The 14798-nt window shown below is 71.7% G+C and carries 7 protein-coding genes; 4 read left to right on the top strand and 3 right to left on the bottom strand.

Annotation, left to right across the window (positions count from 1 at the left end):
- Positions 1-93: 93 nt before the first annotated feature.
- Together ACQY8B_RS21355 and ACQY8B_RS21350 are read left to right on the top strand one after the other, a co-directional pair.
- Complete coding sequence (locus tag ACQY8B_RS21355; RefSeq protein WP_422088534.1) at positions 94-1803, top strand: ShlB/FhaC/HecB family hemolysin secretion/activation protein; 1710 nt, start codon at positions 94-96, stop codon at positions 1801-1803.
- A gap of 2 nt (positions 1804-1805) precedes the next feature.
- Entirely contained in the window at positions 1806-7232 is a 5427-nt protein-coding gene (locus tag ACQY8B_RS21350) for a filamentous hemagglutinin N-terminal domain-containing protein (RefSeq protein WP_422088533.1), read from the top strand.
- 33 nt (positions 7233-7265) lie between these two features.
- On the opposite strand, the gene ACQY8B_RS21345 is transcribed toward ACQY8B_RS21350, so the two are convergent.
- From ACQY8B_RS21345 to ACQY8B_RS21335, 3 genes are all read right to left on the bottom strand, one after another.
- Positions 7266-9266, bottom strand: a complete 2001-nt coding sequence (locus ACQY8B_RS21345; RefSeq protein WP_422088532.1) for a hybrid sensor histidine kinase/response regulator — start codon at positions 9264-9266, stop codon at positions 7266-7268.
- On the bottom strand, positions 9263-10366 hold the full coding sequence (locus ACQY8B_RS21340) for an ABC transporter substrate binding protein (protein ID WP_422088531.1): 1104 nt from the start codon (positions 10364-10366) through the stop codon (positions 9263-9265). Before ACQY8B_RS21340 ends, ACQY8B_RS21345 begins: the two co-directional genes overlap by 4 nt.
- Before the next feature lie 179 nt (positions 10367-10545).
- The gene (locus ACQY8B_RS21335) at positions 10546-12438 is read right to left on the bottom strand and encodes an ATP-binding protein (RefSeq protein WP_422088530.1); all 1893 of its coding nucleotides are present in this window, start codon (positions 12436-12438) and stop codon (positions 10546-10548) included.
- 163 nt (positions 12439-12601) lie between these two features.
- Between ACQY8B_RS21335 and phnD the strand changes: the two genes are divergently transcribed.
- Together phnD and ACQY8B_RS21325 are read left to right on the top strand one after the other, a co-directional pair.
- Complete coding sequence (gene phnD / locus ACQY8B_RS21330) at positions 12602-13639, top strand: phosphate/phosphite/phosphonate ABC transporter substrate-binding protein (protein WP_422088529.1); 1038 nt, start codon at positions 12602-12604, stop codon at positions 13637-13639.
- Positions 13639-14712, top strand: coding sequence for a phosphate/phosphite/phosphonate ABC transporter substrate-binding protein (locus tag ACQY8B_RS21325; RefSeq protein ID WP_422088528.1), 1074 nt, complete (start codon positions 13639-13641; stop codon positions 14710-14712). Before phnD ends, ACQY8B_RS21325 begins: the two co-directional genes overlap by 1 nt.
- Positions 14713-14798 lie beyond the last annotated feature (86 nt).

Genomic DNA, 14798 nt, shown 5'->3' with positions numbered 1-14798 from the left:
TTCAGAGCACTTGTTGATCAGCCGCGAACCGGCAGCGTGCCCTGTGCACACGCCCCGGAACAACAGCAGCACAACGCAGGACAGAGCACTGAGATGCAAGCCCGCCAACGCCTGACCCCCACGGCTTTCGCAGTCACGACGCTGGTGAGCGCGGCGCTGCTGCTGGCAGCCCAACGCACGCACGCAGCAGAGGCCGAACCCGGCACGCTGCTCTCTACACAAGACCCCTGCGGCACTTGCGATCGGCCCCTGGCACAAGCACCAGGCACGGTCGCACCGCAAAGCCTGCCCGCGCCGCCGAAACCCGCCGGCGCATCGTTCAGGCTCAACGACCTGCGCCTCAACGGCGTCAAGGCGTTGAGCAACGAAGAGCTGCAAGCCATCACCTCGCCCTACATCGGCCGCGACGTCACGCTCTCCGAGCTCGAAGAACTCGCCAAGGCCATCACTGCCCGCTACAAGGAACGCGGCTACTTCCTCGCCCAGGCCGTGGTGCCCGTGCAGACCGTGCGCGACGGCATCGTCGAGATCAGCGTCATCGAAGGCCGCCTCGGCAAGGTCGACGTCGTCGTCGCGCCCGACGCGCCCATCGCCGAGGCGCGCGTGCGCGGCTTTCTCGCGCCGCTTCAGCCCGGCGAAGCCGTCAGCGCGCCGGCCTACGAACGCGCGATGCTGCTGTTGTCCGACCAACCGGGCATCAAGGTTTCCTCCGGCCTGCAGGAAGGCACGCAGGCCGGCACCACCGACCTGTCCGTCGAGGTGGCACCCGCGCCGCGCTGGGCCTTCACCGCCGAGGGCGACAACCACGGCACCAAGGAATCGGGCCGCTACCGCGTGGGCGGCACGGCCCGCTGGCTCAGCCCCTTCGGCATCGGCGACAACCTCGACATGCGCGTGATGGTGTCCGACAGCAACGCGCTGCAGTTCGGCCGCATCGCCTACGAAGCGCCCATCGGCACCAGCGGGCTGCGCGCGGGCGTGGGCCTGTCGCGCGTGAGCTACGAGCTGGGCGGGCAGTTCACCGACCTCGACGCACGGGGCCGCGCCAACGTGCTCGACTTCTCGCTGAGCTATCCGCTCATCCGGCAGCGCCAGCAGAACCTGTTCCTGCGCCTGGGCGTGGACGTGAAGGACCTGACCGACGAGCTTCGCGCGGCCGACTTCACCTCGAAGAAGCGCGTCAACGGCCTGAGCCTGGGCTGGACCTGGGAGCGGCGCGACGAACTGCTGGGCGGCGGTTACTGGGCCAGCTCGGGCACGCTGTATCACGGCAACCTGTCGATCCGAGATGCCGAGAGCCGCGACTTCGACCGCAGCATCACCGGCCACAACACCGAAGGCGGCTTCACCAAGCTGAGCTTCCAGTTCTCGCGCCTGCAGGCCATCGTGCCGCGCCATTCGCTGTACCTGTCGCTGGGCGGCCAGTGGGCCAGCAAGAACCTCGACGCCTCGGAAAAACTCGCGCTCGGCGGCGCGCGCGCGGTGCGCGCCTACCCGTCCGGCGAACTGCTGGTGGACCAGGGCCTGATCGGCACGGTGGAGTGGCGCTGGTCGCTCAATGAAGAACTCACGCCCTTCGTCTTCTACGATGCCGCGCGCGGAAAGATCGTGCGCAACCCGACGCCCTACGACGGCATCAACAGCCACAGCCTGCGCGGCTACGGCGTGGGCCTGAGCTGGTCGCGCCCTGGCAATTTCTCGATCAACGCGACGCTGGCCTGGCGCGCCGGCACGCCACCCGCGCTGACCGACGGCGGTGGCCGCAACCCGCGTCTCTACGTGCAGCTCATCAAGGCGTTCTGACCATGAAGCAACGCAACAGGTTTTCACGACAACGGCGGCTGCAGCTGCGTCCGCTCGCGCTGTCACTCGTGTGCGCGGGCGCCGCACCGGCCATGGCCCAGGTGCTGCCCATGGGCTTCACGCCCATTGCCGGCGGCGTCACGATGACGCAGGGCACCGGCGTGATGAACATCGTGCAGCCGCTGCAGCGCGGCATCGTCAACTGGCAGAGCTTCTCGATAGGGGCGAACGGCGTGGTCAGCATCTCGCAGCCGAGCACCTCGGCCGTGCTGCTGAACCGCGTGGTGGGCGACGGCATGAGCATCCAGGCGTCGCGCATCGACGGCACGCTGCGCACCACGCTCGCGAGCAACCCGAACCTGCCGGGCGGCAGCGTGTTCCTCATCAACCCGAGCGGCATCGTGTTCGGCAAGGGCTCGTCGGTGAGCGTGGGCGGGCTGGTGGCCTCGACGCTCGACATCGCCAACAGCAACTTCATGCCCGCCGGTTCCGAGGACAAGGCCATCGGCAGGAACGAGCAGCTTCTCTTCTTCGGCCCCGAGGGCAGCATGGCCCAGGTGAAGGTGGAGGGCGGCGCGTCGATCACCACCACCTCGCCCAACGGCACGGTGGCGCTGCTCGGCGGCGTGGTGCGCAACGAGGGCGAGATCAACGTTGCGCGCGGCTCGGTGGGCCTGGTGTCGGCCAGCAAGGTGACGCTGAACCTCGACTTCGACGGCGACGGCCTCACCACCTTCAACATCCCTGCCGACGGGCAGACCAAGTTCAAGCTCGCCGACCTGCAGGCTGCCGACCCGACGGCTGTGGCGCAGCTTGCGAACAGCGGCAAGGTCACGGCCGACGGCGGGCGCGTGGTGCTGATGGCGGCTGCCAACGTCGATGCGCGCCAACTGGTGGTGAGCCAGACGGGCGTGATCCAGGCGCGTTCGCTGTCCACGCGCAACGGCGAGATCGTGCTCGATGCCGGCCACGCGCTGGGCAGCAACAACGAGATGCAGGTCGGCGGCACCATCGATGCCGGCACCGGCGCGAGCGCGGCGGGCGCCTCGGGCAGCACCGGCGGCTCGGTCACGCTGCGCGGCGACTACGTCCGGCTGGCCGGCGGCAGCGTGAACGCGAGCGGCAGCGGCGCTGGCGGCACGGTAACGGTGCAGGGCGCCAGCGCTGTGAGCATGGCGCCGGACGCCAGCATCTCCGCCGATGCGACGGGCGCGAACGGCGCCGGCGGCACTATCGACATCGACGGCGGCTTCACGCACGTCTCGGGCAGCCTTTCCGCGCGCGGTGCGGGCAGCGGCAACGGCGGCACCATCGGCACCTCGGGCGGCCAGCTCGAAGTGACGCCAGCCGCGCGCATCGATGCGGCGGGCGGCGCCACGGGCGCCAACGGCAGCTGGAACGTGCTGTCGCGCGGCACGCTGAGCGTGGACGGCAAGGTGGCCGCCTACAACCCGAACGGCTATGGCGAAGCGGCCAACGGCACGCACGTCGGCGCGGCCACCATCGGCACCACGCTGGGCCGTTCGACCGACGTCAACCTGCGCACGGCGCTCACCGAAGGCAACTCCGACGTGGTGTTCCAGGACGGCGTGCAGGTGCTGAAGTCCGAAGGCCGCGATGCACGCCTCACGGTGGATTCGGCCAACGGCATCGCCATGAACAGCGGTGCATCGATCATGTCTAAAGCCGGTGCGCTCGGCGTGAACTTCGACGCCAACGCCGATGCCAACGAGATCGGCGGCGCCATCCGCATGGACAACGCGAGCATCGCCACCAACGGCGGCAGCATCCGCTTCTACGGCCAGGGCAACGCCGACTCCGGCCGCGCGGTGGGCGGCGTGTCCGTCGACGACGGCGGCAACAGCAGCGGCGTGGCCGGCATCACGCTCATCGACAGTTCGCTCTCGACCTGCGCCACCGGCGCGGGCGGATGCGGCGGCAGCGGCGCCATCGTGCTGCGCGGGCAGGGCGTGAGCCGGCAGGCCAGCGGCACGGCCGACTACTACGTCAGCTCCGACGGCGTGGAGGTGCGCGGCAGCAGCCTCGGCACCGGCGCCGGCGGCATCGCCATCGACGGCCAGGGCGGCATCGGCGCCAATGGCGTGCTGCTCGCCGGCACCGAAGGCGGAGCGACGCAGCTGCGCACCGGCAGCGGCGACGTCAGCGTGATCGGCGGCTCGCGCAGCTGGACGACCGACGACCCGGGCGCCGTGTACGGCAGCACGGTGACGCCCTACGGGCCCGACGGCAGCATGTCGGCACCCGACGTGACGGTGGCCGTCACGTCCGGCGTGACGCTGCGCGGCGCGGTCATCGACGCCGGCGGGCGCGTGGGCATCGACGGTACCGGCGCCAACCTGCAGGGCCTGACCGCGAGCGACGCCTTCCTGACCTCGGCACAGGCCGCCAACAACGGCACCGGAGTCGGCTACGGCGCGGGCGACGGCGTGGACATCAACGGCGGCAGCATCACGGCCGGCAAGGGGCGCGACGTGTCGATCGCGGGCACCGCGGGCGGCCAGGGCTTCAGTGCGAGCAACGCAGGCGTGACGCAGGGGCAGGCGCCCTCGGCGGTCACCATTTCCATGGAGGCCGGCGAGACCGTGCGCGCCGAGGGCGGCACCGTGTCGATCGACGGCCGCGGCGGCGACGTGGTGCTGGCGCGCACGTTCAGCCGTTCCGAAGCTCCATCGAACGCCACCAACGCGTTCATCGACACCTCCAGCGCCACCGGTGCCGGCGGCACGGTCAGCATCACCGGGCGCAACGTGCTGGTGAGCGATGTCTACAGCGACCTGACCACCATCGACGCGGGCGGCGCGAGCCAGGCCGGCACCATCGACATCCGGGGCAGCAACGCGATTGCCATCGACGCGCCGGCCAGCCTGCGCGCGGATGCGGGCTCGGCCACCGGCAACGGCGGCACGGTGCGGGTGGTCGCGGGCGACACGCTGCGCGGCTACGGCAGCCTGTCGGCGCGCGGCGGCAGCGCGGGCGGCAACGGGGGCACCATCGAAACCTCCGCGCAGCACTTCGAGCTGCTGGGCCTGCGCGTCGACGCCTCCGCGCCCATGGGCACGGCCGGCACCTGGGTGATCGATCCGTACAACGTCAACATCGCGCACGGCACCGCCTCGGGCAGCCTCACCGGCAATCCCTTCGATCCGCTGGCGAACTCGACCGTGCAGGACGGCGACATCAACGCCGCGCTGGACGGCGGCACCAGCGTGACCATCACCACCGGCACCGGCGGCATCCCGACGGACGGCAACATCACCTTCGCGGCCGGCGCGGCCATCGTGCGCAGCAAGGGCGCCGCGCCGCTGACCTTCGAGCTCGATGCGGCGCACAGCATCGGCACCAGCGGCGGCGCGAGCATCCAGTCGAACTCGGGCGCGCTCAACGTGGTGTTCAACGCGGGCGTGGGCGGGCAGGGCGGCGCCATCAACTACAACGGCGTCATCAACACCAACGGCGGCAACGTGACGATGAACGCGGATGCCGGCGCGAGCAGCAATCCGGCCGTCACGATGAACGGCACCAGCATCGACACGCGCACCACCGCGCTGGGCGACGCCGGCCCCGGCGGCTCGGTGCGGATCAGCGGCAGGCGCACGCTGCCGCCGTCCATCTTCAACACGCAGGCCACGGTCGACCTCACGGGCATCAGCATCCAGAGCAGCACGGGCGACGTGTCGATCTCGGGCGTGGGCCAGCACGGCGACGGCGTGCGCATCCAGGGCGGCACGGCGCCCAGCCAGATCCTCACGACCAGCGGCGACATCGACATCCTGGGCGTGGGCGCGAGCTACAACTACAGCCAGTCGCAGCTGGCGGTGCAGAGCGTGGAGATCAACGGCGCCACGCTTCGCAGCGTGGACGGCAACATCGGCATCCGCGGCCTCGTCACGCCCGGCCCGCAGGATGCGCCGTCGGGCGGCGTGCTGCTCGCGGGCAACACGCTGGTGACGACGCTGGGCGTGGGCAACATCGACATCGCGGGCGAGTCGCAGGCCAACGGCACGGGCGTGAACATCGGCAAGGGCGCGCAGGTGAGCGGCAACCGCGACGTGGTGCTGCGCGCGAGCAACGACGGCACGAGCGACGCCGTCGTCATCGGCGGCAACGTACATGCGGGCCGGGTGCTCGACCTGCGCCCCGGCGGCGTGGACGCGGCCACCGGCAACGCGGTGGACCGCACGGCCAATACGGTCACGCTCGGCGGTACGGCGGCCACCGGCTTCGCGGTGTCGGCCGACGAGTTCAGCCGGCTCGACGCGCCGACCATCGTGGTGGGCAGCAACGCGCATGCGGCGGACATCGATGTCGTCGGCCCGCTGGCGCTGTCTTCGGCGCTCACGCTGCAGAACGAGGGCGGCGGCAACATCAACCTCGGCGGCGCGCTCACGGCACCGAAGATCGGGCTGCTCTCGCGCGGCAACATCACGCAGACCGCCGCCGCGCCGATCACCGCCGGCACGCTGATGGCGCGCTCCACCGGCGGCAGCGTGCTGCTCGACCAGGCATCGAACAACGTCAGCGCGGCCACCGTCGGCGGCGGCGCGGCCGGAGCCTTCCGCTATGTGGATGTCGACACCGTGCAGCTGGGGTCGGTGTCGGTCACCGGCTTCGATGCCGCGGGCAATGCGCCGCAGGTGGCGTCGGCCACCTCGATGGCCGCCGACACGGTGTTCGTGCGCACCCTCAGCGGCGACCTGCTGCTGGGCACCAACGTGAGCAGCACCGGCGGCACCGACCTGGTGGCGGGCGCGCGCCTGCAGAACCTCGGCGGCTACGCCATCACCGGCGCGCCGTGGCGCGTGTGGGCCGACACCTGGGTGGGCGAGACGCGCGGCGGCCTGCAGGGCTCGGGCATCTATCCCAACCTGTACCACTGCGCCTACTCGGGCCTGTGCGCCGTGAGCATTCCCGCCGGGGCCAACCACTTCATCTACACGCAGCAGCCGGTGGCCACGGTGGTCATCGGCAATGCGAGCCGGCCCTTCGGCTTTCCGAACCCGCTGTTCAGCTACGGCATCGGCGGGCTGATCCTGGGCGACACCGGGCGTGGCTTCTTCGGCTTCGTGAGTTCGCCGGCGCTGCCGGGCAGCCTGCCGGGCCTGTACCCGATCAACGGCGCATTCACCTCGGCCGAGGGCTACGCGGTCAATGTGGTGCCGGGCAACCTGCTCGTCAGCGCGCCGGCCAACCTGCCGCTGCCCGATGCGGTGCGCGACCTGCCCAGCACCTGGCTGTACGACCGCAACATGGGCCCGCCGCCGATCTGCTACGCGACCGGCCCGCTCGACGGCGACCGCGCGGCGCAGGCCGGCGACGTGCTGGCGCGCGAATGGTCGCGCGTGCGCTCGCGGCCCAATCTCTCGAGCTGCGTCGACACCGAAAAGCGCAACGGCTGCGCGGACTTCTGACGCAGCCGCCCAGCGGCTGCCCTGGTCGTTCGCTCAGCTCGCGTGCACCTGCCGACGCGTGGTGAGCAGTGCGCGCAGCTTGGCGGGTGCCACCGGCTTGGTCAGCAGCATCACGCCGCCCTGGCGCAGCCGCTGCAGCACCTCGGGCCCGGTCGCGCCCGACACCAGCACCGCGAGCGCATCGGGCTGCAGGCGCTTGGCGGCATCCAGCACGTCCACGCCGTCGTCGTCGCCCGCCAGCTGCAGGTCGCACAGCACTGCGTCGTAGCGCACGTCGTCGCCGGCCAGCCGCGCGATGGCCTCGGCGCCGGTGGTCACGCATTCGGCCTGGCAGCCCCATTGCGCCAGCAGCGTGCGGGTGCCGTCGAGGATGGCGGGGTCGTCGTCCACCACCAGGCAGCGCAGGCCGGCCAGCGGCGTGGGCGCGAACTGCGGCGGCTCGGGCGGCACCGCGTCGGCGGCGCGCGCGGCGGGCAGGGTGAAGGCGAAGGTGCTGCCGGCCTGCAGAGCCGAGCGCACGGTGATGCGCGTGCCCAGCAGCGTGGCGATGCGCGCGCAGATCGCCAGCCCCAGCCCGAAGCCGCGCCGGCGGTCGCGCTCGGTGTTGGCCACCTGGTAGAACTCCTCGAAGATGCGGCCCTGGTGGATGGGCGCGATGCCCACGCCGTTGTCGCGCACCTCGATGCGCACGCCCGCCGCGCAGCGCCGCGCGGCCACCAGCACGGTGCCGCCTTCGGGCGCATGGCGCAGCGCGTTGCTCACCAGGTTGCCGACGATGCGCCGCAGCATCGCCGCGTCGGTGCGCACCGCCAGGCCCCGGTCGCTCCAGCGCAGGCGCACGCGCGCCTCTGCAGCGGCGGCGGCATGCTGCGCATCGATCTGGTCGAACAGCGCGTCCAGCGAAACCTTGGCGATCGCCGGCGTGAGCACCTGCGCGTCGAGCCGCGAGATCTCGAGCAGGTCGTCGAGCAGCACGCCCATGAACTCGGTGCTTTCCTGCAGCCGCAGCACGGCCGGGCGCTGCGCCGGCGTGGCGCCCGGCAGCAGGCCGTCGATGAACAGGCCCATGGCATGCAGCGGCTGGCGCAGGTCGTGGCTGGCGGCGGCCAGGAAACGTGCGCGCGACAGCGCCGCCTGCTCGGCCTCGGCCATGCGCTGCAGCGCCACGGCGGTGGCCTCGCGCACGCGCTCCTCGCTGACCTGGCGGTTGTGCTGCAGCCGCTCGGCGAGCCGGTCGATGTCGTGCGCCAGCACGGCCAACTCGTGCGTGCCGCGCGTGCCGCCCTCGACCACGCCGCAGCGCACGTCGAACTGCCCGGTCTCCAGCGCGGCGACGGTGCGCGACACGCGCCGCAGCGGCCGCGCCACCGTGCGCGCCATGTGGCGCACCGAGGCCCAGGCCGCGATCAGCGCCACCATCGCGATGCCGATGCCGGCAATGAGCGAGCGGCTGCGCTCGCGCGTGTAGGCCGTGGTGTCGCGGAAGGTCTGCACCAGGCCGATGGGCGTGTCGCCCGCCGCGGTGGAGCCCGCGGGCGCGAAGGCGCTGGCGCGCGAGGCCTCGCGCAGCGTGACCGGCGAGGTGAACATGCGCAGCCGCGCGAGCGAGGTGGTCTTGGGCCCGGCCGTGACGAACACGCCCGCGCTGTTGCTGATTTCCACCCGCGTCACCTGCCCGCCGCGCAACGCGGCATTGGCCACGTTCTGCAGCGCGGGCAGGTCGCCTGCATACAGGCTCAGGTCGGACATGGCCGCCACCTGCCTCGCCACGGCCTGGCCTTCGGCGTCGAACGCGGCCTCCAGCGTCTGCAGCCGGCTGTGCGTGAACCAGCCGGTGAGCGCCAGCGCCACCGCCGCGCACGGCACCACGCCGAGGCGGAACAGGTCGTTCTGCAGGTTGCCGCGCACGATGAGCGTGTGGGTCGGCGGCGGCGATGGGGCAGGGGCCGCCTCCGGTACCGTTCCGGAAGGCACGGCGTCGACCGCCGCCACGGCCGGCAGCGTGCCTTCGGAGGGCTGCGCGGCGGTGCTCATCGCGGCGCCGCGATTCGCTCGGCCAGCTCCCGTTCCTCCGGCAGGCGCAGGCCGAGTCCGCGTGCCACGGTGGCGTTGATGCGCACGCTGGCGGGCGTCGCCGCTTCCACCAGCGGGCCGTTGTTGTTGCTTCCGTTCGCATTCGCCGCCGCCACCTTCTGGCCGAGCAACCGTGCCTGATGGGCGAGCTGCGACGGCGTCGACACCGCCGCGGCCAGGCCGCCCGAGCGCACCAGCCCTTCGCTGGTGCCGAACACCGGAAGACCCGCGCCGGCACCCGCGCGCAGCACCGAGAGCGTGGCCGCCTGGTTGTCGCCGATCAGGTCGGGCAGCACCATCAGCGCATCGCTCTGCGGCACCACGATGCGCAGCGCGGCGGCCAGCGAGCGGGCGTCGGGCGCGTATTCGATGCGCACGTCCCAGGCCGGGTTGGCCACCTGCGCGGCGCGCTGCAGCTCGCGCACCAGCGGCTCCGACTCGGGCGTGGCCACCACGCCCACGCGGTGCTTCTGCGGCAGCACCGCGCTCATCAGCGCGAGCTGGTCGGTCATGGCCGGGTCGCGCAGCAGCACGCCCACGCGGCGGTCGCCGCGCCGCAGGGCCGCCGGGCTCGCGGCCTTGAGCGTCTCGTAGTCGAGCCGGCTCAGCATCGCGAGCACCAGCGGCTCCTGGCCGGGCCGCTCGACGGCGGCGCGCGCGGCGGCCGGGCCGACGGCCATGGTCAATGGGGCGTCGGCCGATGCGCCGCGCAGGCCGCGGGTGCGCACGCCCGCGTTGGCGGCGCGATCGGGGTCGGTGCCGGCGTCCAGCGCCACCTGTGGTTCAGAAGATGGCGCGGCCCCGCCGGCCGGCAGCCGCACCAGGTCGAAGCGGCTGCCGGGTTCCTGGTCGGCGCGCAGCTGCTGCACGAACTCCGAGGACGCCGGTATGTCGTCGCCCATCAGCACGGTGAGGCTGGAGGCCGCCGCCAGGCCCGTGGCTGACGCGGCCGACGTTGCCATGAACGCCAGCACGGCGCGCCACATGCCCGCGCGCGGCTTCGCGGGGCGTCCTGGACGTCCGCGGAACAGCGCGAAGATGTGGGAAACGGCAACGAACATGGACTGCTTCCGCAGCAAGGGGCGATGATCCAATGTAAGGACCGCCCCTGCTTCTTGCGATAAGGCGGAGGGCTTATGTCAGTACCCGCGGCGGCCTGCCCGTGTGACGAATATCACTGTGCGGCAGCCGCTCGGCCTATGTCCGACGGACTACCCGCGCACTTACCCCGGGTGTGTCGTCAGACGTCCGCCAGCAGCGCCGCGGCGGCGGCGCGCTGCGCCTGGATGGCCTGGCGCAGCACGCGCGGCGACACCGGCTTGTAAAGCACCGTGATGCCCGCGTTGGCCACCTCGCGCAGCCGGTCGGGCTTGGTCTCGCCCGTCACCAGCAGCCGCGCGGTGCCGGGGCCTATGCCGCGCGGGTGCCGCTCCAGCGCCGCGATCACGTCGAGTCCGTTGTCGCCGCCCTGCAGCAGCAGGTCGCTGATGACCACGTCGGGCGGCTGCGCCCAGCCGTCGGCCATGGCCAGCGCCTCGGCGCGGGTCTGCGCGGGCAGCACCTCGGCGCCCCAGTTGGAGAGCACCACGGCCAGGCCTTCGAGGATGGTTCGCTCATCGTCGATCACCAGGATGCGCACGTTGGCCAGGCTTTCTTCCTCCTCTACGCCGGCCAGGGCGGCCGACAGGGCCGGCACCGGCAGCGCGGCCGGCGCCGAGCGCACCAGCACCCGCACGCATGTGCCCTTGTGCAGCTTCGAGCTGAGCTCGACGCGGGTGTTCAGCAGGTCCGCCAGCCGCTGCACCGTGGCCAGGCCCAGTCCCATGCCGCGCGCGCCGCGCGCCGCCTGCCTGCCGGTGGGCTCTACCTGGTAGAACTCCTCGAACACCCGCGCCTGATGCTGCAGCGCGATGCCCACGCCGGTGTCGACCACGTCGATGCGCACGCCCTTGCCGCGCCGCCGTGCGCCGATCAGCACGCCGCCCTCGATGGTGTGGCGCAGCGAGTTCGACACCAGGTTGTTCAGGATGCGCGAGAGCATCACGTAGTCGCAGCGCACCCACACGTCGGTCTTGCGCACCACCAGCCGCAGGCCCTGCTGTTCGGCCACCGGGCGGAAGTTGCGGCTGATCTCGTCGAACAGCCGGTCCAGCGGAAAGTCGGCCCACTGCGGCTGCAGCACGCCGGCGTCGAGCTGCGACAGGTTCAGCAGTTCGGAGAACAGCCGGTCGAGCGAATCCACGCATTCGCGGATGTGGCCGATGCGCTGCAGCTTCACCGGGTCGGTCTCGCCGTTGGCCAGTCCGTCGGAGAACAGCGTGAGCGCGTGCAGCGGCTGGCGCAGGTCATGGCTGGCGGCGGCCAGCAGCCGGGTCTTGGCCTGGCTCGCTACCTCCAGCTGCTGGTTCTTGCGCGCCAGCTCGGCGGTGGCCTCGTTGATGCGGCTCTGCAGCAGCCGGTGGCTCTCGGCCAGCGCGCGCGCTGCCTGGTTGAAGCCGTGCTGCAGGTGGCGCACCTCCGACGTGCCCTCGACCACCACGCTCGCGTCCTCGCCAGCGCCCAGCCGGTCGACCGCCTTGCCCAGCGCACGTATCGGCTCGCTGATGCGGCGCGCCGCCCACCAGCCCGCCAGGCCCACGCCAACCAGGCTGAAGGCCAGCACCAGCACCACGTTGAGCCAGACCGAGCGCCGTGCGCTTTCCACCGCACCCAGGCTGATCTCGACCATCACCTTGCCGTTGTGGCGGCCGTCGTCGCCCACGATCGGCACCACCACCTGCAGGCCCTGGCCGCGTGCGCGGTCGGTGGTCTCGGAGTTGGCGACGATCTCGCCGTCCTCGGTCCAGATCTGCACCTGCTGCACGTGCGGCTGGTAGGTGCCCGACTGCGCGGTGCGCTGCAGCGCGCGGCGGTCCATGCGCGCCAGCGGGGCCTGCGCCACCGTGGCCACCTGCAGCGCCACCGTCTGCGCGTTGGCCCGCATCAGCTCGGTGAGGTTGCCCAGGTGCTGGCGCGTCAGCACCGCGATGGCCGCCAGCGTGGCCAGGGCCGCCGGCACCAGCGCCAGCAGGATCAGCTGCTGCGCGAAAGTGAGGCGGGCCAACCCGCGGAGGACGCGGAAGTTCCAGTTCATGAGGGCTTCGGACGCATGGAGGTCCGAGCTTAGGGGTGCCGGAGCGAACAGGGAAGCAGGAAAAACATCACGAAAGTTGCTCGCAATTGCTATTTAATGGCGTCCGCACAGCCCATGTCAGACCCGCCGCCCTTCGGCGAACCCATGCCATCCGGTCAAGAAAATGCTGGTTTCATTGCGCCTTACTGCCCTGTTTCCAGTTGCCCTGCGCGCGGCGGCGATGGGCTTGCTCGTTGGCTTGGCGCCGTTGCTCGCCTCTGCCCAGGGCACCGCGCGAGAGCCGCCGGTGCGCTTCGGCATCCTGCCGCTGGGCGGTGCCTTCGAGTCGCGCAGCGACTGGGACCCGCTGCTGGCCGAACTCAGCCGCGCCATCGACCGGCCGGTGAGCGTGCTGTCCGTCAATTCGTACGAGGCGCTGGAGCAGGCCATCCAGCGCGACGAGGTCGACATGGCCTTCCTGTCCGGCAAGATGGCGCTGGACGCCGTCACCCAGCGCCGCATGAAGGTGGTGGCGCAGGTGGTGCGGCACGACGGCCTGCCCGGTTACCGCGCGCTGCTGCTGGCGCGCAAGGCGCCGCCCTTCAATTCGCTGAAAGACCTGCTGGCCCAGCCCGAGCGCTGGCGGCTGGCGCGCGGCGAGAAGCAGTCGGTGTCGGGCTTCATCGTGCCGCAGCTGCAGCTCTTCCTGCCGAACCACATCGCGATGGAGACGCGCTTCCTCAGCGAGATCGTCGGCACCCACCAGGCCACCGCGCTGGCCGTGGCCAACAGCGAGGCCGACGTGGCCACCAACAACACGGCCGACTTCGAGCGCTTCAAGCAGCGCTTTCCGGCCGAGGCCGAGCGGCTGCAGGTGCTGTGGCAGTCGGACCTCATTCCGCATGCGCAGATCGTGGTGCGGCGCGAATACCCGCCCGAGCTGCGCAAGCGCGTGCAGGTCTTCCTGACCAGCTACGGCCGCGCCAAGGGTCCGCGCGGCGACGCCGAGCGGGTGGTGCTCAAGTCGCTGCACGACCTGGCCGGCTTCCTGCCGGCCGACAACAGCTCGCTGGAGCCCGCCGCCAGGCTGGCCTGGCAACTGGCCCGGCAGAACGCCATGACCGCGCAGTGGGTGAACGACGCCGCGCGCGAAGCCCGCCTGCAGCGCATCGACAGTGGCTACGCCGAGCAGGTCGGCGTGCTCAAGGACGTGACCCCCTGATGTCCCGCCCGGCCGTGCGCCTGCTTGCCGCGACGCTGCTGCTCGCCGCGTCGGCCGCGATGCTGGCAGTGCCCGCCACGGCCACCGCGCAGGGCGCCAATGCGGCGCCGCCCGCCCCGCCGGTGCCCGCCAAGGGCGTGCCCGGTGTGTTGCGCGAAGTGCGCTTCGGCGTGCTGCCGCTGGGCGGCACCGTCGAGTCGCGGGCGCTGTGGACGCCGCTGATGGCCGACATGAGCCGCTCGCTCGGCCTTCCCGTCAGCGCGTATTCGGTGCCGTCGTATGAAGAGCTCGACCGCGCCATCGGCCGCGACGAGATCGACATGGCCTTCCTGTCGGCCAAGATGGCGCTCGACGCCGTGATGCAGAGGCGCATGAAGGTGGTGGCGCAGATCGCCAAGCAGCCCGGGATTCCTCAGCACCGGGCGGTGCTGCTCATGCGCAAGGCCGGGCCTCTCAACACGCTGGCCGGGCTGCTCGCCGAGCCGCAGCGCTGGCGGCTCGCGCGCGGCGACAGCCGCTCGGTGACCGGCTTCATCGTGCCGCAGAGCCAGTTCTTCCTGCCTAACAACATCCAGATGGAAACCCGCTTCCTCAGCGAGTTCGTCGGCACCCACCAAGCCACCGCGCTCGCCGTGGCCAACGGCGACGCCGACGTGGCCACCAACAACACCACCGACTTCGAGCGCTTCAGGCAGCAGTTCCCGGTGGAGGCCGAGCGGCTGCAGGTGGTGTGGGAGTCCGAGCCGCCGCCGGGCGCGCCGATGGTGGTGCGGCGCAGCTACCCGCCCGAGTTCCAGGCGCGGCTGCAGAACTTCCTGACCGGCTACGGCAAGGCCAAGGGCCCGCGCGGCGATGCCGAGCGCGAGGTGCTGAAGAACCTGCGCGCGGGCTACGGCTACGTAGAGGCCGACGACAGCGCGTTGCTGCCCGAAGCCCGGCTGGAGTACCAGTTGGGCAAGCAGCGCGCCATGGCCGCGTCGTGGGTCAACGAGGCCGCGCGCGAACAGCGGCTGCAGCGCATCGAGAAGACCTATGCGGAGCAGGTCGAGGCATTGCGCGCGCCGAATCGCTGAAGCCCCGCGACGGGCCCTAGTCCCTTCGCCGTACCACCAAACCCCCGCGCCTAGGCCTTAAGGCGGATTTGCCCGCCGCGTCCCGC

Source organism: Variovorax sp., assembly GCF_965279555.1.
In the GTDB taxonomy this organism is placed as follows: Bacteria; Pseudomonadota; Gammaproteobacteria; order Burkholderiales; family Burkholderiaceae_C; genus Variovorax.
This window is presented reverse-complemented; position numbering and strand designations above follow the sequence as displayed.